Here is a 19,076-nt window from a genome sequence, read left to right as displayed (position 1 = left end):
GGTCTGGCGGCTCTCGCCGGTGCCCTGACTGTAGAAGCTCCAGTCGAAGTATCGCTCGACGCCGGCCCACTTGGGGTCACTCGCGGCGAAGCGGGTTTGCACCCAGTGAAACGCCAGGGACGTTTTCCCGGCGCCGCCCCAGGCCACGAGGGTGTAGACGTTCAGTGCGTCATTGGCCCACGCGGCGTCGAGCGCAGCCAACTCGGTCTCGCGGCCGAAGAGCACGCGCGGGGCGTGTTTTTCCAATTGGGTGCCGGCGATCTTGCGGGTGAGCTTTGGCACCTTCGGGAGAATGTCATGCAGATCGCCAATAAGCTGGCCGAGCAGGTCGGCGTCGTTAGCGATGGGTGTGGCGTGGCGCCGCGCCAGTTTCAGGCGGTCGAGGTGCAGTTGTTGGGCAGCGGCCTTGTCGGTTGCGTAGACCAGCAAGGTAATACCGTGGTGCAGGGCGATGAGGGCTTCCCACTGGGTGTAGCTGATGCTCGAGAGGTCGCCGAGTGCGGCCCGCAGCTCGGGCCAGTTGGCGAGGAAGTCGGGCTCGGCTTGCAGGTATTCGGTGACCGCAGCGGGGTGGGCGATGGCGCCGGGTCGCTCGCCGAGCAGGTGAATGACAACGGCCAACGGCCGGATTTCGTCAGCCAGCTTGCTTAAGGTGTCCGCGGCGGTTTGCGGCAAGTCTTCCTGAATCCGCACCGTGTGGCGAGCGCGGGCCAGGTAGCCGCGCAGCTGGCTGCGCAGGCCGGGGAAGGGCCCTTGCGTGTTCTCAAACTCGTCAGACGCGCACGAAATGAAAATGCCTTTTGATGCGGGCAGTTCGTCCATGTTGTTCTTTTCGTTCTGATTTCGTATCAGATGGCTATGTCACCACTGTATTATTTGATCGATAGGGACACAGAGTCATCTAGCTACACAGTACTGGATTTTCAGGCCGGTTGCTGGTCGCCCAGCGATTTGGGGTGATCTGTTTGGGCTAGTGGTAGATTGGCGTTTGCCGGCTGTCGGCACTGGCCGCACAAATTCTGAACGTGGACCAACGCGAGCATGAGGCGATTTTCGTGATGGTTCGCCCCATGTGCTCTTGGCGGGATTGTAAATTTCTGGTTTGACTGACCTAGCGGCAAAAAACGGTAGCACCCAGTGTTGGGTTTGGCCGTAGTGCGCAGGAGCGTTTCTAAAAGGTGTAAAACGTTGTTGATTTTCTCACGCAGGCGACCGCTCAGCCCAGCCAGCAAAAATTTTCTCCAGAATCACGACGACGTAATACAAAAATATTCCCAGCACCGCCAACGCTATCAACACCGCAAACATTAAGGGGTAATCCGAGTTCGTCTGTCCAGTTTCAAACAGCGCGCCCAGCCCCTTCCCATGCGGGCTCACAATCTCCATTAAGTTTGTTCCGATAAACGCTAGCGTCACGGCGACCTTCAGTGCCCCGAAAAACTCCGGCAGCGTCTTCGGCAACGCAATCTTCCAGAAGATCGAGGTCTGCGAGGCACCAAGTGAACGCAGGATATCGCGGTATTCAGGCTCAAGCGTCGACAGCCCTATCGACACTGAAACCGCAATCGGAAAAAAACTGATCATGAATGCGATCAGCACGGTGTTGAAGTCGTGCTCGCCGACGAACATGAGGGCGACGATGGGGACAACGGTGGCTTTCGGGATGGCGTTGAAGCCGACCAGGAGCGGGTAGAGGGCGTCGCGCATGGTGCGGCTGAAGCCCATGATCATGCCGAAGGCGGTGCCGACCGCGATGGCGAGCAGCAGGCCGACGACGGTGCGCCAGAGGGTTTGCCAGCCCATGGTCAAGAAGAGTTCCCAGTACCGCGTGTACGCGGGCCAAAGATCGCTTGGGGAGGCCATTTTGTAGTTGGGCCAGCCGTTGGCCCAGACGAGGAGTTCCCAGAGTATGAGGAATACGATCATCGCGATGACGGGGACGACGACTTTGCGGAGGGTCGTGTTCATGCGTTGGCCTCCGCGGGGGCGCGCCCTTGGGCGATTTCGATCTGGTGCCGCAGGGTGTTGAGGCGCTCGGCAGCGATGGGGGTGTAGAGGTCGTCGAGCGTGGGCTTGGCGTCTCGGGTGACGTCCATGACGTATTGGGTGCGCGCGGGGCGGCCGGACAACACCACCACCTGGTCACCGAGGAAGATGGCTTCTCGGAGGTCATGGGTGATGAGGATGCCGGTGAAGGGCTCCTTTTCTTTCACGTCGTGCATGGTGCGCCAGAGGTCTTCGCGGGTGAAGGCGTCGAGCGCGCCGAAAGGTTCGTCGAGGATCAAGACATCTGGCTGGTGCACGAGGGCGCGGCAGAGCGAGGCGCGTTGGCGCATGCCGCCCGAGAGTTCGGACGGGCGTTTGTCTTCGAAGCCCTCAAGGCCCACCAGCGCCAGCAGCGAGCGTGCGCGGTCTTCGGCGGCTTTGCCCTTGAGGCCGCCCGGCACGATCTCTAGCGGCAGCATCACGTTCTTGAGGATGGTGCGCCACTCGAGCAGCACGGGGTTTTGGAACGCCATGCCCACGGTTGAGCGCGGGCCGGTGACGCGTTCGCCGTGCAGCCAGACTTCGCCTTCGTCGGGTTTCATGAGGCCGGCGATGAGGCGGGTCAGTGTCGACTTGCCGCAGCCCGATGGCCCGACCACCGCGCAGAAGCCGCCTTCTTGCACCGAGACGTCCAGGCCGTCGAGCACGGGGAGCGGGCCGGTGTCGGTGGTGAAGGTGTGGCGGACGCCTTTGATATCAATGAGGGCGGTCATGTGAATCCTGTGAACAGGCAACTGAGAAGCTACTGCGCAGCCCAACTACTGCGTCGCTGCGCTGCTCGGACCTCGCCTATCTGTCTGATATGTCTCGGCCTCTGCGCTGCTCGCTCCTTGTATTTGGGCTTGCTCGCTACGCTTCTCAGCCGCCTGTGGACCGGCCGGGGACAGGCCCCGGCCTGCATTGAGGTCCTTACTTCAGCGGAAAACCGCCTTCTGGAAGGTATTCACTGGTGAAGTAGAGGCTGGCGTCCGGCGTGTTCTGGAACTCGTAGACAGTGCCGATCTGGGTGATGGCGTTGGCCATGCGGTCGGCGTCGATGCCGCCCATGCCGTTGGCCATCGTGTAGTCGGTGACGACGTTGGCGTCGATCGCGAGTTGCAGGCGGCGCTGCTCCAGCGCGCCGTCGGCGGCCGGGTTGCGGTCAAGCAGGGCCGGGATCACGCTGGCCGGGTCAGCGATGGCGTCTTTCCAGCCCATGGCCACTGCCCCGAGGAAGCCCTTGACCACGTCGGCGTTCTCGGCGGCGAAGTCGGTGTTGACGATGATCGCGTTGCCGTAGAGGTCGACGCCGTAGTCCGCCATCAGGATGGTGGAGATGTCGTCTTCCGGCACGCCGAGGCGCACGAGGTTCAGGTACGAGCTGAACGAGAAGCCGGTGATCGAGGAGACGTTGCCCTCGGCCAGCATCGGCTCACGCGTCGGGAAGCCGACCGGCTCGACGGTGATATCACTCATGTTGATGCCGTTTTCGGCCGCGAAGATCGGGAACTGCGCCCAGGCGCCGTCGGGCGGCGGTGCGCCGAGCACCTTGCCGGCGAGGTCGCCGGGGCCTTCCACGCCGAGGGATTTGCGGCCGACGACTGCGAACGGCGGCTTGTCGTAGACCATCATCGCCGCAATGACCGGGGCGCCCGGGTTCTGGTCGAGGAATTTCACCAGGCTGTTGATGTCGGCGAAGCCGATCGGGAAGGCGCCGGTGGCGACTTTCGGGATGGCGTCGAGCGAGCCCTTGCCGGCCGCGATGTCCACTTCCAGGCCCGCGGCCTCGAAGTGGCCGTTGTCGATGGCGGCGAAGTAGGGCGCCGACGGGCCCTCGAATTTCCAGTCCAGCGCGAAGGGGACTTTGGTGCCGTGGCCGCCGGCCAGGGCGGCGGTTGCGGCCACGGCCATGACGGCCGCCGCAAGCGTGCGCTTGATCATGAGACTCTCCAAGTGGTTGGTGATCGCAGGGTACCACCTCTGGCCGTGCAAGCAGCAGCGCCGGCGGCACCGCGATGGGGTGTGGGCGGCGTCGCGTGGTGGGGTGCGCACCACCGGGGCGCAAGCGGGTGCGGTTCGTCCGAATCCGTGCGCCAGGCTGGTGCAGTGCGGCGTCCGGGGCAGGGGTTGTATCAGATCTGAAGCCCTGCGTTCTCGGTGCCCGCATGCGGTGTAGGTGCGGGACCGCAAACGGTGCGCCCGGCGGACACAGACACCGGCCCGCAGGGACCTGGATGGGTTTCGGCCCAGGGAAATCGCCCGACTGTTCTCGCGGAACGCCGCCTGGTTGCTGCCGTCAGAGTCTCTGCGCAGCGGCTATACACTTGCATGCAGTGTGATTTTGCCACCGGCACGCCGTCACACATCGCAGACCCGGGGCCGTGGCCCCGCCCGGCAGAGGTGTAGGCTTGGGATATGGACATTCTCTTTTTTTTGGTGCAAATCGTCGGCGCCACCTTGCTGTTGCTCTACGCGGTGCGCATGGTACGCACGGGCATCGAGCGCGCCTTCGGGTCGTCCTTCAAGCGGGTGGTGACACGCGCCAACGGCGCGGTGCGCTCGGCGGCCACGGGCCTCGGGCTCGCGGTGGTGCTGCAGAGCTCGGCGGCGGTGGTGCTCCTGGCGGCGGGCTTTGCCGGCAGCGGGCTTCTGTCGTTTTCGTCGGGCATCGCGACCGCGCTCGGCGCCGACCTCGGGTCGGCCTTGCTGATTCAGTTGCTGTCGTTCGAGACGCGCTGGCTCGCGCCCACGTTGCTCGCGCTCGGCGCGGGGCTTTTTCTGAATTCGAGCCGCCGCGGCCCGAAACAGACCGGGCGCATCCTGCTCGGCATCGCGTTCATCCTGGTGTCCCTGCGCTTCCTGCGCGAGGCGATGGTGCCGATTCAGCAGTCGAGCTTCCTACCGTCGGTGGCGGCCTACCTCGACAACGACCACCTGACGGCCTTTGTCATCGGTGCGGGCCTGGCTTTTGTCATGCACTCGAGTGTGGCCGTGGTGCTGATGTGCGTGACGCTGGTCGCGATCGACGCCATCCCCCTGCCGGCCGGTGTGGCGCTCGTGCTTGGTGCCAACCTTGGCTCGGCGCTGATCCCGGTCTGGCTCAGCCGCTCTCTCGACCCGAGTGCGCGGCGCATCCCGCTGGCCAACCTGCTGCTGCGCGGTGTCGGCGCGGTGGTGGCGCTGTGGGCCGTGAACGGCTTTGCGCTGATCGCCCCGATTGCCCACGTCGGCGCGGCGCAGGCGCTGATCGTCGTGCACGTGGCGTTCAACAGCGCGCTGCTGGTGTGGTTGCCGTTCGGCCGGCTGTTGGAAAGACCCTTTGTCTGGCTGTTTCCCGAGGAGGTTGACGAGCCGATCGAGGCGGTCAGCGCGCACCGCTCGGTGCTGACCTCCAGTGCGCTCGACACGCCGAACCTCGCCAACTCCAGCCTGAAGCGCGAGATCCTGCGCATGCTGCACCTGGTCGAGGACATGGTGAAGCCGGTCATGGACCTCTACGAGTCGGGCAACAAGCAGCAGGCGCGCCTGCTCATGCTGCAGGACAAGCACGTCAACCTTGCGCTCGACGGCATACGCCAGTTCATGGCGCAACTGCCGCAGGAGTCGATGAACGACGAGGAGCGGCAGCTGGCGCACGCCCTCGTCGAGTACGCGATCTGCGTCGAGTCGGCCGGGGACACGGTGGTCAAACGCCTGATCCCGCGCGCACTGCAGAAGGCCGAGGAGGGCGTCGACTTCTCGATTGAAGGGCACCGCGAGCTGCTCGCCATGCACGAGAAGGTGGTGGCCAACGTCGCGCTCGCAGCCAACGTGCTGATTTCCTCGGACCTCGAGAGCGCGCGGCTGCTGCTCGAGGAGAAGGTCGAAATGACGCAGATGGAGCGCGCCAGCCGCAAGCGGCACCTGCGCCGGCTCGGCGCTGGCGGCGCGACGAGTTTCGGCTCGAGCAACATCCACCTCGAGACGCTCGCGGCCTACAAGGAAATGAACAGCCAGATCGCCTCGGTGGCCTACCCGATCCTGCACCGCGGCGGCCAGTTGCTCGAGACCCGTCTGATCGAGCGGCCCGAGCGCTCGCACTCCGGGCGCGGCAAGGGCGGCTAGGCGGCTGTGTGCGTGTGCGGCTCGGTCGGCTTCGCGACGCTCGGCTTCGGCTGCGCCGTGCTAGAAGCCGCCCGGTGACAGGCCACTCGGCACAGTCGCGGGTTCGCTCCGGTCGAAGCCCGGGTCGTTCAGCGCGCGCAGGAAGTCGGCGATGATCGCGCCGCGGCCGTCTTCCATCTCCGGCACCTGGAGCAGCTCCGGGTCGAGTGCGCTCGAGGGCACGTTCGGGTTATCGGAGCTGCGGCGCTCGTCGTAGAAGTCCACCGCTTGCCCCAGGGTTGCAAACTGCCCGGCGTGGAAGAACGGTCCGGTGAAGTCGAGCTGGCGCAGGCTCGGGGTGCGGAAGGCGAAGTTGCCGTCGCCGTCGTCGGGTTGGGCGAGACCCTGGCCCTCGCGCACGCCCAGCACCCGCAGTTGGTGGTCGGAGAAGAGTGGCCCGCTGTGGCAGTCGGCGCAGCCCGAGGCCGCGAACTCGACCATGCCCGAGAGCTGGTTCGGCGTCATGGCGTTGGGTTCGCCGCGCATCCAGCGGTCAAAGGGCGCGTTGTTGGCGACCAGCGTGCGCTGGAAGGCGGCGAGCGCGCGGCCCACCTGTTCGAGCGTGATCGGCGCGCTGCCGAAGGCCGTGTTGAAGGCGGTGCTGTAGGCCGCAATGCCGTTCAGGCGGTTGACCACTTCGGCTTCCATCTGGGCCACGGTAAAGTTGTCGCCGCGCATCTCCTCGCGCGAGCGGATCGGCTCGAGCGCCTGCGCCTCGAGCGTGGTCACGCGGTTGTCCCAGAACATCGGCGCGGTGGTGGGGTCGACGTTGCCCAGCACGTCGATGCCCTGCCAGGCGGTGTTCAACACCGATTGCGCGTTGCGCGGCACGCGCCGGGTGTGGCCCACCACGCGGTTCGCGCCGCGGCCGCTGCCGCCCACACCGATCGAGCGGAACTGCCCGTCGGTGTAGCCGTGCTCGGGCAGGTGGCAGGTGGCGCAGGCGACGTCCCGGTTGCCCGAGAGGATCGGGTCCCAGAAGAGGTCGCGGCCGAGCGCGGCCTCGAGCGGGTTCACCACCGGGCCGTTCTCGGGCAGCGACGTGAACGTCCGGCCCTGCACGTCGAGCGTCCGCACGTCGCCGACGGCAACGACGTCGTCCTGCGTGAAGTTCACGGCCGCCGGGTCGAAATCGTCGCAGCCCACCAGCACCGCCGTGGCGAGGCTCGCGACGACCAGCGCGGCGGGGCCGAGCAGGGGTGGGAAGGCATCAGGCGGGGTGTCGGGGTGGTCCATGGGCATCACGCGGGGCGGCAAACGGAACCGGACTGTGGGTCCGCGCTTGGCGTATCACCATCGGGCGGATCGCGCATGCAGTCGTGAAATCACGGGACGGATGCCTGATCGGGGCCGTCGAGCAGGTGCGCGATAGCCTAATACATTGAATTCATTGCGGTTCTCGGTGGGATGTGTGCTGCTTTCGCGGTGGTGACACGGCTGCGGTGTTGGCGTGACGCCGGCACATCGCCCCGGTGCGGCGGTGTTTGGGATGGGATGCGGACAGGCGCACCGGCTTTCAGCGCACATTCAGCGGGGCTTCAGCAAGACGCCAGACCGGCCTCGTAGGGTCTTCGCCCCAACCCCACGCCGAGGCCGCCACCGCCATGACCCACCCTGTTGCGACCCGGGCCCGGCGGCCCCCCGCCGCGTGCGCCGTGGCTTCGCCGCCGGACGCCGGCGCCACGCCGACGGCGCCGGGCGGCCGCCCGTTGGTGTCGATCGTCGTCCCGGTGCACAACGAGGCGCCCGGGCTCGGCGCGCTGTTGCACCGCCTGGGCGAGGTGACGGCAACGGTCGACTGCGCGTTCGAGTTCGTGTTCGTCGACGACGGCAGCACCGACGGCACGCGCCGGGTGCTCGAAGGCCACCGGGCCCGTGACGACCGGATTGGTGTGGTCGGGCTGAGCCGGCGCTTTGGCAAGGAGCACGCAGTGGCGGCTGGTCTGCAGCACGCCGCGGGTGACGCGGTGGTGCTGATCGACGCCGATTTGCAGGACCCGCCCGAGTGCCTGCCGGCGATGATCGCGGCGTGGCAGGACGGGTACGACGTGGTGGCCATGCGGCGGGCGGACCGGCGCGTCGACGGCTGGTTCAAGCGCGCCTCGGCGCACGCCTTCTACCGCTTGATGAACTGGGTGTCGGACATCGAGATGCCGACCGACGTCGGGGACTTTCGGCTGATGTCGCGGCGCGTGGTCGAGGTGGTCAATCGGTTGCCCGAAACACACCGCTGCACCAAGGGGCTCTTCGCCTGGGTGGGGTTTCGCACCCGCATCCTCGACTACACGCGGGCGAAGCGGGCCGCCGGCGACACCAAGTGGCCGTTCCTGAAGTTGGTGGGCCTGGCGGTGGACAACGTCACGGCGTTCAGCATCGCGCCGCTTCGGCTCTCGACGGTGCTCGGTTTTCTGGTCGCGACATTCGCCTTGGTATACGGGCTCACCACGGCGGTCTCGACGGTGGTGTTCGGCAACCCGGTTGCTGGCTTCTCCACCACCGTTGCACTCATGACGCTGATCGGCGGCATCCAGCTGATCGCGATCGGTGTGCTCGGCGAGTACGTCGGGCGCACCTTCATCGAGGTGAAGAAACGGCCGCTCTACGTGGTCGAGAGTGTGCAGCCGGCAACGCGTCGGACGACCGCGGCAGCGCGCCGCGACGGGTGGTTGGGCCCTGGCGCGTGACGCGATGGCCGTTCGGGTGGCTTGGCGCCGCGGTGTGCGCGGTGCTGGCCGTGCGCCTGGCGACGCTGGGCCTGTACCCGCTGATGGACACGACCGAGGCGCGCTACGGTGAGATCGCCCGCGTCATGGTCACAAGCGGCAACTGGGTCACGCCGCAGCTCGTGCCGGGCGAGCCCTTCTGGGCCAAGCCGCCGCTCTCGATCTGGCAAAGCGCCGGGGCGATCGCATTGCTTGGCGACGCGGCATTTGCCGCGCGGTTACCGGCGCTCCTCAACACGGCGCTGACGTTGGCGCTGCTCGCGGTGTTCGCGGCGCGTGTGGTGTCACGGCCCGTCGCTGGGCGCGCCGCGCTGATTGCGGTGTCGACGCTCGGCGGTTTCGTGGCGGCGGGCACGGTGATGACGGACCCGGCCCTGCTCGCGTCGCTGACCCTGACGCTGACGAGCTTCTGGTTTGCGCTGCACCAGCGGGGTGTCGTGTGGCGGCTGGTGTTCTTTGCCTCGCTCGGCCTCGGGTTGCTCGCCAAGGGGCCGGTGGCCACGGTGCTCGCGGCCGGGCCGATCGGCCTTTGGACGGTCTTGCAGTGGCGGTGGCGGGAGGTGCTGGCGCTCTGCCTCTGGCCACCCGGGCTCGCGCTCGCGGCGGCGGTGGCGGCGCCGTGGTACCTCGTGGCCGAGATCCGGACGCCGGGCTTTCTTCGGTACTTCCTGGTTGGCGAGCACCTGCAGCGCTACCTGCAGTCCGGCTGGTCGGGCGACCGCTACGGCACCGCGCACGACGAGCCTCTCGGCACCATCTGGGTGTACGCCCTGTTGGCGTGCCTGCCCTGGTCGCTGGTGGCCCTCGGTGTGGGTGCGCGCGCTGTCGCGGTGGCCGGGCCTGCGGTGCGCCGCGCCCTCGGCCGCGCGCTCAACCAGTACCTCCTGTGCTGGGCGCTGTGGCCGCTTGTCTTCTTTACTTTCGCGGGCAACATCCTCGCGACCTACGTGTTGCCGGGCGTGCCTGCCTTTGCACTGCTCCTCGCGATGGCAGTATCGACTTGGCGCGCTCGCACCGTGGTGGCGGTGGCGGCGGTGGTGCCGCTTGGCCTGGTGCTGGCGCTGACGTTCGGTCTGCGTGCACACACGCAGACCGAATCGCAAGCCCGACTACTGCACGCCGTGCAGCGTGCGCACCCCGGTGTGCCGGTGTTGTACCTCAGGCACGCGCCACACTCGGCCCGCTTCTACTCACGCGGCACTGCGCGCTTTCTGCTCGACAGTGCGGCGGTGCACAACGCCGTGCGCGACGGCGAACCTGCGGTGTTGGTCGTGCGCCACGGTGACGGGGTGGACCTGCCCCTCGACACACTGGCGGTGGTGCACGCAGATGAGGAGTACACGGCCTTCCTGCTGCCGCCGCGCTGAGGTGAGCGCGGGCGCTCTCAGGCCAGGTGGTAGCCGAAGCCGCGGCGCGTGGTGATCAGCTCGTCGCCGAGCGCGGTGCGCAGCTTCCGCCGCAGCGCGCTGATGTGCGCCTCTACGGCGTTGAGGCTCACATTCTTGTCCGATTCGTAGACGCGGTCGATCAGCTGGCGTTGCGAGAAGGTCTGCTGCCGGTGGGTGGCGAAGTGAACCAGCAGCTTGTACTCGGTCGGCGTCAGCGCGAGCGCCTCGGCCGCGGTGCTGGCCGTGCGGTTCAGCAGGTCGATGTCGAGCGTGACCGCGCCGGTGTTGATGCGGACGGTGTGGGCGTTCGGGGGCTCGGGTCGGGGTCGGGCGAGCAAGCGCGACACCAGCGTGTCCTGTGACACCGGGTGCAGCAGGACACCGTCGGCGCCGGCTTCGGTGGCGGCGTCGGTGTCGTCGACCGACGCGGCGAGCATCAACACGAACAGGCGGTCACCCTCGGCCCGCAACCGCTGGACCACGCGGTAGCCGTCGGTGGCGGGCAGGCGGGTGCTGATCAGCGCGGCGTCGTAGTGGCCGGCGCGCAGACTGGCCTCGGCGTCGCGGTCGGTGAAGGCCGCGTCCACCGTCAGCCCGGCGCAGGCCAGACCGGCGCGCAGGGTCGACTGGACCCGGTGTGAGGGATCGGCGAGCAACACTTTCATGGCGACCCTGCACATCATCGGTTTGGACGCACCGAGTATTGCCGAACCCCCGGCCGCCGCCATGGGGCGGACCGCGCACGCGCGGCGGCCTCGCACGCGACGCATGTCTCACACGCGGTGTCGGGCATGTGCCCGATGGCCTTCTGCGGGGTGCCTGTCCGCGCTCAGTCGGTCAGCACCCGCAGCAGCGCGTCGGCCTCGGGGCGCGGCGGTTGGTGGCGGTAGCGCAGGCCGTACACCGTACGCGCGAAGTCGGCGCCCTCGACCGACAAGGTGTGCAGGCCCGGTTCGTCGGGGATGGCGGTGGCGGGCAGGATCGCCGCGCCCGCGCCCGAGCGCACCAGGGCCAGCAGCCAGGCCACCTGGTTGGAGCGGAAAGCGGCGTAGAGCGTCTGACCGGCCGCTTCGCAGGTGCTGTGCAGCACGTCGCGCATTTCGCAGTTGGGCCGGTCGATCATGTCGGTGTTGGCGAGTGTCTCGAGCGACACGCTGTCGTCGCCGGCCAGTGTGTGCTCGGTGGAGACCACCACGCGGTAGGGCTCGGTGTAGAGCGTGTCCACTCGGTAGAGGTCCTCGCTCGGCTCGGCGGTGCTGATACCGATGTCGAACTGGCCCGCACGCAGGCCCTCGAGCAACTCGCGGTCGGGCGCGACGATGAACTCGATGTCGACCTCGGGGTGGCTGGCGCGGTGGGTGCGCGTTGCCTCGACCACCCGCGCCTGGCCGATGGTCGGGCCCATGCCGACGCTGATCGGCACGCGTTTGAGCCGCACGTGGCGGATGGCGTCGGCCTTGGCCTCGGCGCTCTCGCTGAGAATTTTTTGCAAGCGTGGCTTGATCAGGGTACCGAGTGGCGTGAGGCGGCAGCCGGCGCGGTCGCGCAGGAACAGCGCGCCGTTCAGCTCGGCCTCGAGCTTTTTGATCGACGCGGTCAGCGAGGGCTGCGACACGTTCGAGGCGCGCGCCGCGTGGGTGAAGTTGCGGTGCTCGCAGACCGCGAGGAAATAGCGGATCTGGTTCATCTCCATCGGTCGCTCCCAGGTGCGTGAGCGGGCCAGCAGGCCCAAGCTCTAACCATAGTCAATGACTATTGAAATATAGCACAACAGTATTGGATAGCCGAACGCGGTTCGGCCACTATGCTGCCCACGGTTCGCGCAACGGAGCGCAACCACAGAGACCCAAATCACCGCTCTCTGAGAGGGCACAGGAGACCGACATGAAAAACACGATCCTCAACAAAATCAGCATCATGAGCCTGTCTGCCATGGCCTTGGCAGCGTGCGCAACATCACCGGAGACCATTGAAATGAACCAGACTGCAAGCTACATCAACATGACCGCCGCCGCCGGCCAAACCGAGTCCTTCGCCGAGTTCCTAGCCAATGCAGCGCCTATCGTCAACGCGACCGAGCCCGGTACGGAGCTCTGGTTCGCGCTGCAGGCGCCGGGTGGCCAGCTCGCGATCTTCGACATCTTCACCGACGCCGACGCGCGGGCGGCGCACTTCTCGGGTGCAGTCGCAGGTGCCCTCAAGAGCAACGCCGACGGGCTGGTCGAGGGCGGCTGGGACGGCGGTGTGCTCGCCAACGTGAACAACTCCGAGGTGCTCTCGACCAAGGCGCCGGTTGATGTGCACACGGCCACCACGGCCACCTACATCTCGATCACCGCCGCAGCGGGTCAGGAGCAGGCGTTGGCGGACCTCCTGACCGCGGCGGGTGGCATCGTCGCCGAGACCGAGCCGAAGACGCTGTACTGGGCGGGGCTGCGGATCAGCGAGCGTGAGTTTGCGATCTTCGACATCTTCGCGGACGAGTCCGGCCGCGCGGCCCACTTCGCCGGCAAGGTGGCCAACATCCTGAAGGACCAGGCCAACGTGCTGGTCGAGGGCGGCTGGGACGCAGGTGTGGTGGCGAACGTCCGGAACTACGACATCCTTGCGGCGAAGTGATCGCCCGAGTACCACAGCAAAACGCCCCGCTGGTAACAGCGGGGCGTTTTGCGTTGGGCATGTCGAACCCGTGGCCGGACGGCGGTGTACACCCCGGCACCGGGATCAGGGCTCGCCGGTGTCGATCTCGAACTGGAAGTGGATGGTGACGGTGAAGCCGACGTATTCCTCGTCGGCCTGGGAGCGCATGCCGATGTCGAAGTCTCGGCGGTCGATGTCGAAGCTGCCGCGCGCCACGCGGACGTCGTCTTCGTCAGCGAGGTTCAGCACGAAGCTGACAGGCTGAGCGGTGCCCTTGAGCGTCAGGGTGCCGGTGACCACCAGGCTGTCGGGGCCGGCGGCCTCGATGGCGGTCGACACGAAGGTGGCCTCGGGGTGGGTGCCCGCGTCGAACCAATCGGGCTCGGGCAGCTGGTTCTGCACTTGCGGGTTGTTGCTCTGCACAGTCGCGGTCTGCACGCGCGCGCTCAGCTGGCTCGCGGCGGGGTTGCTGAAGTCGAGCGCAGCCTCGACCTTGCTGTCGGTGAAGACGCCCGGTGTTTCCGACTGGGTGACCAGCGCCGTGAAGCTGACCTCGGTCGCGCCGGCGGCGAGGACCGGGGAGGCCTTGAAGACGACGGCGTAGGCGTACAAGGCCGTTCCGGCCGCGACGGCGATGAGCCCTGTGCCGCCCAGTGTGCGCCGAAACGACGCCGATGCCGTGTCGGGCAGCATGCGCAGCAGCACGCCGTCCTTTTCGATGAGGTGGTGCTTGAGTGCTGCACCTGCATGCATCAGCAGCAACACGATCAGCGCGTGGCTCGCGAGCTCGTGGTAACCGGCAAAGTGCTCGGCGATCTCGTCGCGGTTCGGCAGGGTGTCGAACGGCGGCAGGTGCGGCACTTCGAGCACGCCGAAGAGGAGGGTATCGATGTTCAGTGGCGACGCCGAGACCATGATCCAGCCGGTGACCGGAATGAGGAACGTCAGTGCGTAGAGGCCGATGTGCGTTGCGCTCGCCGCGCGGTGTTGCCACGCCGGCGCGACGTAGTCGATCGCGGGTGGCGCGTGCGTGGCACGCCACAGCAGGCGAAGGACCGAGAGCCCCAGGACCAGCAAGCCGAAGGTCTTGTGCCACTGAGTGAGTTCAAAACGCAGTGGGTCGTCCGCCTCGAGCGAGACCATGAACTTGCCGACGGCAAGCAGGCCCAGGATGCTCGCGGCGATGAGCCAGTGCAGCACGATGGCGGCATCGCTGTACCGCAAACTGGCTGATCGACCCACTGGTTTTGTCTCTTGTCGGTTTACTGTGCCGCGACCATCTCGATGCTCAGCGACACCGCGACGTCATCGCTGACGAACGGGGCGTTCTTGCCGAGGCCGAAGTCGGAGCGCAGCAGGCCGCCCGAGGCGTCAAGGCCCACGACCGGTTTGCCGCTCATCGGGTGGTTCTGCGCGCCGTTGATGTTGACGGTCAGCTCGAGCGGCTTGGTGGTGCCCTTGACGGTCAGGTCACCCATGACCTTGTAGCTGCCGTCGTCCTGCATCTCCATCGAGGTGGAGGCGAAGGTGATCTCGGGGTTGTTGGCAACGTCGAACCAGTTGCCGCCGGTCAGGTGGTCGTGAAAGATCTCGGAGCCGGTGACCACGCTGTTGACGTCGACCACGACGTTGACGCTCGACTGGGTCGGGTCGTCGGCGTTGAGGTTCAGGTCGACGGTGAAGTCGTCGAAGCTCAGCGTCGGGTTGGAGAAGCCGAGGTGGTTGTACTGAAAGTTGATGTAGGCGTGCGTGCTGTCGAGCGCGTACATGCCCGACGGCACGCCGGAAAAGTCGGCGGCGGTGGCGGTGGTGGCGGCGAGCACGAGGCCGGCGAGGGCGGTACGGGGAAAGCGCATGGGAAATCTCCTGTTTCAGCGAGTGTGGGTGTCGGCGGAGCCGTTGCAGGCATTGTGACACGCGCGTGCGCGAAACATTCCGGCCGATCGGTAAAAACAGTGTGTCTCGATTCCGACCCAATAGCCGTGTGGAAGAACCGCGTTTTCTCAGCAAATTCAGCGGCTTGATACATCGGTGCGACCACCTTCACGCCCGGTGCCAGGGGTGGCTTATGCAGCAATGCAACGCGTCGGTGCAATTTTGCTAATGGCCATGTCAGGTGGTGCGTGCGTGATCGGGGCCCGCGCTCGGTCGCGTGCGCTGTGCGGCCACGGTCTCGCCGCTTTTCATCTGCACGCACACGGTTCACGTTGCGCGGTGGCGCGACAGCGGCATGGGTTGTGTCAGCCGCCGCCGTGACAACCGGTGGATCGACGGAAGTTCGGCGCGTTCACACGCTGTGAGTGCACGCGTCGCTGCCGTCAGGTAATCAAGCCCGGCACCGGCACGTCGGGCGAGAGGTCGGCGCCGTAGTCGACGCCGTCGACGCCGAAGCCGAAGAGCTTGAGGAACTCGGCCTTGTACCCGACGAAGTCGGTGACCTCGTGGAGGTTTTCGGTGGTGACGGTGGCCCAGGCGTCAAGTACAGCCTGCTGCACCTCGGGCTTGAGCTCGAGGTCGTCGGCACGGAGCCGGCCTTCGGCGTCGGTGCCCGCGTCGCCGTAGAGGCTCTCGCGAAACAGGCGATCGACCTGCTCGATGCACCCTTCGTGGCTGCCGTTGGCCTTCATCACCTTGAACAGCAGGGCAAGGTACAGCGGCATGATCGGGATGGCCGCGCTCGCCTGGGTGACCACGGCCTTCAGCACCGACACGCGCGCGTCACCGCCGGTGGCCGCGAGCTTCGCGCGGATATCGATCACGCGCTTGTCGAGGTCCTGTTTGGCGGCGCCGATGGTGCCGTGCCAGTAGATGTCCCAGGTGACCTTCTCGCCGATGTAGGTGTAGGCGGTGGTCTTGGCGCCCTCGGCGAGCACACCCGCGTCGTGCAGCGCGTCGATCCACATCTGCCAGTCCTCGCCGCCCATGACCGCGACGGTGTTGTCGATGTCGTCCTGGGTGGCGGGTTCGAGCGTGACCTCGCTGACGATTTCCTTGTCGGTGTTGATGCCGCGCTGGGTCACCGCCTTGCCGATCGGCTTCAGCGTCGAGCTGTGCACCGCGCCTGTGACCGGGTGCTGGCGGCGCGGCGCGGCCAGGCTGTAGACGACGAGGTCGACGGTGCCGAGGTCGGCCTTGATGGTGTCGATGACCTGCTGCTTCATCTCGTGTGAGAAGGCGTCGCCGTTCAGGCTGGTGCAGTAGAGGCCTGCCTCGGAGGCGGCCGCGCCGAAGGCGGCGGCGTTGTACCAGCCGGCCGAGCCGGTCTTGCGCTCGGTGCCGGGCTTTTCAAAGAACACGCCGAGTGTCGCGGCGCCTGCGCCGAAGGCCGCCGTGATGCGCGATGCGAGGCCGTAGCCGGTTGACGCGCCGAGCACCAGCACGCGTTTCGGCCCGCCGTCGATCGGCCCGTTGCCCTGCACGTGCGCGATCTGCGCCTGCACGTTGGCCGCACACCCCGCCGGGTGCGCTGTGGTGCACATGAAACCGCGTACTTTGGGCTGGATGATCATCGGGGGCTGCCGTGTTGGGGTTGCGCCATTGTAGCGCGTCGGCCTCGGCGGTGATGTGTCAGCCTGTGTCGCTGACCCCCGCGTCGGCAAAGGTGTGCATGCCGTTGTGCAGTGCGCAGGCGAGGCGCAACAGCGGCACGGCGGTGGCGGCGCCGCTGCCCTCGCCGAGGCGCATCGCGAGGTCGAGCAGGGGCTCGGCGTCGAGTGCCTCGAGCAGCGCCTGGTGACCGGGTTCCTGCGACTGGTGGCTGAACAGCATCCAGGCGCGCGCACCGGGCAGGATGCGGGCGGCGGCGAGCGCGGCGGCGGTGCAGATGAAGCCGTCGACGACCACCGGCAACCCGCGCTGGGCGGCGTGCAGGTAGGCACCCGTCAGCGCCGCGATCTCGAAACCGCCAAAGGCCTGCAGGCTGGTCAACGGCGCCGCGCGGGCCTCGGTGTTGAGCGTGAGGCTGCGGGCGAGCACCTCCATCTTGTGGCGCACGCCGTTGCTGTCGAGGCCGGTGCCCGGCCCTGTCATCAGGGCGAGGTCACCGCCCGTGAGCGCGCACCCGAGCGCGGTCGCCGCGGTGGTGTTGGCGATGCCCATCTCGCCGCCGATGAAGAGGTCACAGCCCGCGGCGAGCGCGCTGTCGACCTGCTCGCGGCCCGCGTCGAGCGCGCGCAGCAGCTGTTCGTGGCTCATCGCCGGGCCCGCTGCCAGGTTGGCCGTGCCCGCGGCGACGCGCCGGTCGGTGACACCGGGCAGGCCGGGGATCGGTTCGACCGTGCCGACGTCCACCACCGAAAAGCGCGCGCCGAGTTCGCGCGCGAGCACGGAAATCGCGGCGCCGCCGGCGGCGAAGTTGGCCACCATCTGCGCGGTCACTTCCTGCGGAAAGGCCGACACCTTCTCGGCGGCCACGCCGTGGTCGCCGGCGAAGATCGCGATGTGCACACGGTCGGCGCTGGGCGCGTCGACGCCCTGCAGCGCGGCCAGTTCGACCGCGGCGGCCTCCAGCAAGCCGAGCGAACCCGGTGGCTTGGTCAGTTGCGCCTGGCGTGCAAGTGCGGCGTCGCGGTGGGCGGTGCTCGGTTTGGCGGCGGGGGCCTGAAGCCAGGAGTCGGTCACAGTGGGGGTCCTTTGAGGGTCAATGGCAAGCCCGCGACCGCGAGTGCGACGCGGTCGGCGCGGGCGGCAATGCGTTGGTGAAGCCGACCCGCGGTGTCGAGGAACGCGCGGCTCAGCCGGTTGTCGGGGGTGACGCCGAAGCTGTTCTCGTTGCTGACCAGCACGGTGTCGCCGGGTGCCGCCGCGAGGGCGTCGAGCAGCGCGTCGTGGGCCGCGTCGAGGTCGGCAGGCGGCTCGGCGATCAGCAGGTTGGTCAGCCAGAGCGTCAGGCAGTCGACGAGCACCAGGGTGTCGGCGGCGCTCGCGGCGCGCAGCGCGTCGGGCAGCTCGATCGGCGCCTCGACGGTGTGCCATGCGGCGGGCCGGGTGGCGCGGTGCGCGTCGATCCGCGCTTGCATTTCATCATCGAAAGGGGTAGCCGTGGCGATCACCGTAACCGGCCCGTCGTGGGCCTCTGCGAGGCCTTCGGCCAGGGCGGTCTTGCCCGAGCGCACGCCGCCGAGGATCAGGGTCTTCATGCGAACGCTGCCGCGTCGACGTTGAGCAGGGGGGCGAGGCGCGCCCAGTCGAGGTGGGCTTCGACACTGTCGGCCAGGCGGTCGATCTCGGCGTCGCGCAGCGCGCGGTAGTCCGGCACGCTCTCCGCCGCTGCGTCGAGGCCGGCCCAGGTCAGCAGTGCCGCCTGGCTCGCGGGGTGCTCGAACAGGCCGTGCAGGTAACTGCCGAGCACCTGGCCGTCGGAGCTCGCGACGCCGTCCGTGCGGCCGTCGTCGAGCGCGATCAGCGGGTGGGCGAGCCCTGGCCCGGTGGTGTCGCCGACGTGGATCTCGTAGCCGTCGATCGAGGCGGTCTCGCCGTTCAGGCTGAGGGTGCCGGTGACGTTGATCAGCGCCTTGTCGGGCAGCATGGTCGTCTCGACGTCGAGCATCCCGAGGCCCGCGGTGTCGCCCGGCGCGCCTTCGACGCCGTTCGGGTCGGACACGCACTGGCCGAGCATCTGGTAGCCGCCGCAGATGCCGAGCACTTTGCCGCCGTAGCGCAGGTGGCGGGCGAGGTCGGCGTCCCAACCCTGCTTGCGCAGGAAGGCGAGGTCGGCGCGGGTCGATTTGGTGCCCGGCAGGATCACGAGGTCGGCCGGCGGCAGCGGCTGCCCGGGTTGCACGAACTGCAGGTCGACGCGCGGGTGCAGCCGCAGCGGGTCGAAGTCGGTGTGGTTGCTGATTCGGCGAAAGCGCGGCACGACCACGCGCAAGGTTGCGTCGGTGAGGCGCTGGCTCGCGTTCACCGCGTCCTCGGCCTCGAGGTGGAAGCCTTCGAGGAACGGCAACACCCCCAGCACCGGGATACCGGTCTTGGCCTCGAGCCAGTCGAGACCGGGTTCGAGCAAGGCGATGTCGCCGCGGAAGCGGTTGATGATGAAGCCCTTGATACGGGCCTGTTCGCTCGGCTCGAGCACGGCCACGGTGCCGTAGAGGTGCGCGAACACGCCGCCCTTGTCGATGTCCGCCACCAGGACAACGTCGGTGTCGGCGGCCTC

17 protein-coding genes are annotated in these 19,076 nt (G+C 67.5%); 4 read left to right on the top strand and 13 right to left on the bottom strand.

The window, feature by feature from the left end:
* The 4 genes from AAGA11_19600 to AAGA11_19585 form a co-directional block, all read right to left on the bottom strand.
* Positions 1-822 (bottom strand): hypothetical protein (locus tag AAGA11_19600; protein ID MEM9605077.1); only part of this gene is annotated, 822 nt, incomplete at its 3' end.
* 378 nt (positions 823-1,200) lie between these two features.
* Positions 1,201-1,968, bottom strand: coding sequence for an ABC transporter permease (locus tag AAGA11_19595; protein MEM9605076.1), 768 nt, complete (start codon positions 1,966-1,968; stop codon positions 1,201-1,203).
* The gene (locus tag AAGA11_19590; protein ID MEM9605075.1) at positions 1,965-2,759 is read right to left on the bottom strand and encodes an ABC transporter ATP-binding protein; all 795 of its coding nucleotides are present in this window, start codon (positions 2,757-2,759) and stop codon (positions 1,965-1,967) included. Before AAGA11_19590 ends, AAGA11_19595 begins: the two co-directional genes overlap by 4 nt.
* Positions 2,760-2,955: 196 nt before the next feature.
* Positions 2,956-3,936 (bottom strand): ABC transporter substrate-binding protein, encoded by a 981-nt coding sequence (locus AAGA11_19585; GenBank protein MEM9605074.1) that lies wholly within the window; start codon positions 3,934-3,936, stop codon positions 2,956-2,958.
* 504 nt (positions 3,937-4,440) lie between these two features.
* On the opposite strand from AAGA11_19585, the gene AAGA11_19580 reads away from it, so the two are divergent.
* Positions 4,441-6,129 (top strand): Na/Pi cotransporter family protein, encoded by a 1,689-nt coding sequence (locus AAGA11_19580; GenBank protein ID MEM9605073.1) that lies wholly within the window; start codon positions 4,441-4,443, stop codon positions 6,127-6,129.
* 60 nt (positions 6,130-6,189) lie between these two features.
* Here AAGA11_19580 and AAGA11_19575 read toward each other — a convergent pair whose 3' ends face one another.
* Positions 6,190-7,404, bottom strand: coding sequence for a cytochrome c peroxidase (locus AAGA11_19575; protein MEM9605072.1), 1,215 nt, complete (start codon positions 7,402-7,404; stop codon positions 6,190-6,192).
* Between the two features lie 419 nt (positions 7,405-7,823).
* Here AAGA11_19575 and AAGA11_19570 point away from each other — a divergent pair, with 419 nt between their 5' ends.
* Complete coding sequence (locus AAGA11_19570; protein ID MEM9605071.1) at positions 7,824-8,852, top strand: glycosyltransferase family 2 protein; 1,029 nt, start codon at positions 7,824-7,826, stop codon at positions 8,850-8,852.
* Positions 8,849-10,258: a phospholipid carrier-dependent glycosyltransferase gene (locus AAGA11_19565; protein ID MEM9605070.1), complete on the top strand. Its 1,410-nt coding sequence runs from the start codon at positions 8,849-8,851 to the stop codon at positions 10,256-10,258. The genes AAGA11_19570 and AAGA11_19565 overlap by 4 nt, the downstream gene beginning before the upstream one ends.
* A gap of 17 nt (positions 10,259-10,275) precedes the next feature.
* Here the strand turns inward: AAGA11_19565 and AAGA11_19560 are convergent, their stop codons facing one another.
* Positions 10,276-10,944, bottom strand: coding sequence for a response regulator transcription factor (locus AAGA11_19560; GenBank protein ID MEM9605069.1), 669 nt, complete (start codon positions 10,942-10,944; stop codon positions 10,276-10,278).
* Between the two features lie 164 nt (positions 10,945-11,108).
* Positions 11,109-11,972 (bottom strand): LysR family transcriptional regulator, encoded by an 864-nt coding sequence (locus AAGA11_19555; GenBank protein ID MEM9605068.1) that lies wholly within the window; start codon positions 11,970-11,972, stop codon positions 11,109-11,111.
* 191 nt (positions 11,973-12,163) lie between these two features.
* Between AAGA11_19555 and AAGA11_19550 the strand changes: the two genes are divergently transcribed.
* The gene (locus AAGA11_19550; protein MEM9605067.1) at positions 12,164-12,898 is read left to right on the top strand and encodes a hypothetical protein; all 735 of its coding nucleotides are present in this window, start codon (positions 12,164-12,166) and stop codon (positions 12,896-12,898) included.
* A gap of 105 nt (positions 12,899-13,003) precedes the next feature.
* Here AAGA11_19550 and AAGA11_19545 read toward each other — a convergent pair whose 3' ends face one another.
* The 6 genes from AAGA11_19545 to AAGA11_19520 all read right to left on the bottom strand — a co-directional run.
* Entirely contained in the window at positions 13,004-14,161 is a 1,158-nt protein-coding gene (locus tag AAGA11_19545; protein ID MEM9605066.1) for a cytochrome b/b6 domain-containing protein, read from the bottom strand.
* A 20-nt stretch (positions 14,162-14,181) separates the two neighbouring features.
* Positions 14,182-14,775 (bottom strand): YceI family protein, encoded by a 594-nt coding sequence (locus AAGA11_19540; GenBank protein MEM9605065.1) that lies wholly within the window; start codon positions 14,773-14,775, stop codon positions 14,182-14,184.
* A gap of 462 nt (positions 14,776-15,237) precedes the next feature.
* Positions 15,238-16,428, bottom strand: coding sequence for an enoyl-ACP reductase FabV (fabV, locus tag AAGA11_19535; protein ID MEM9605064.1), 1,191 nt, complete (start codon positions 16,426-16,428; stop codon positions 15,238-15,240).
* A 58-nt stretch (positions 16,429-16,486) separates the two neighbouring features.
* Positions 16,487-17,539 carry a nicotinate-nucleotide--dimethylbenzimidazole phosphoribosyltransferase gene (gene cobT / locus AAGA11_19530; GenBank protein ID MEM9605063.1) on the bottom strand — a complete coding sequence of 351 codons (1,053 nt, stop codon included), beginning with the start codon at positions 17,537-17,539 and terminating at the stop codon, positions 16,487-16,489.
* A complete protein-coding gene (cobU, locus tag AAGA11_19525) occupies positions 17,536-18,057 on the bottom strand; it encodes a bifunctional adenosylcobinamide kinase/adenosylcobinamide-phosphate guanylyltransferase (protein MEM9605062.1) in 522 nt (173 codons plus the stop codon). Before cobU ends, cobT begins: the two co-directional genes overlap by 4 nt.
* Positions 18,054-19,076 (bottom strand): cobyric acid synthase (locus tag AAGA11_19520; protein ID MEM9605061.1); only part of this gene is annotated, 1,023 nt, incomplete at its 5' end. The genes AAGA11_19520 and cobU, both read right to left, overlap by 4 nt.

Source organism: Pseudomonadota bacterium, assembly GCA_039196715.1.
In the GTDB taxonomy this organism is placed as follows: domain Bacteria; phylum Pseudomonadota; class Gammaproteobacteria; order CALCKW01; family CALCKW01; genus CALCKW01.
The sequence above is the reverse complement of the archived record's forward strand: the minus strand, read 5'-3'. Positions and strand labels throughout refer to the sequence as shown.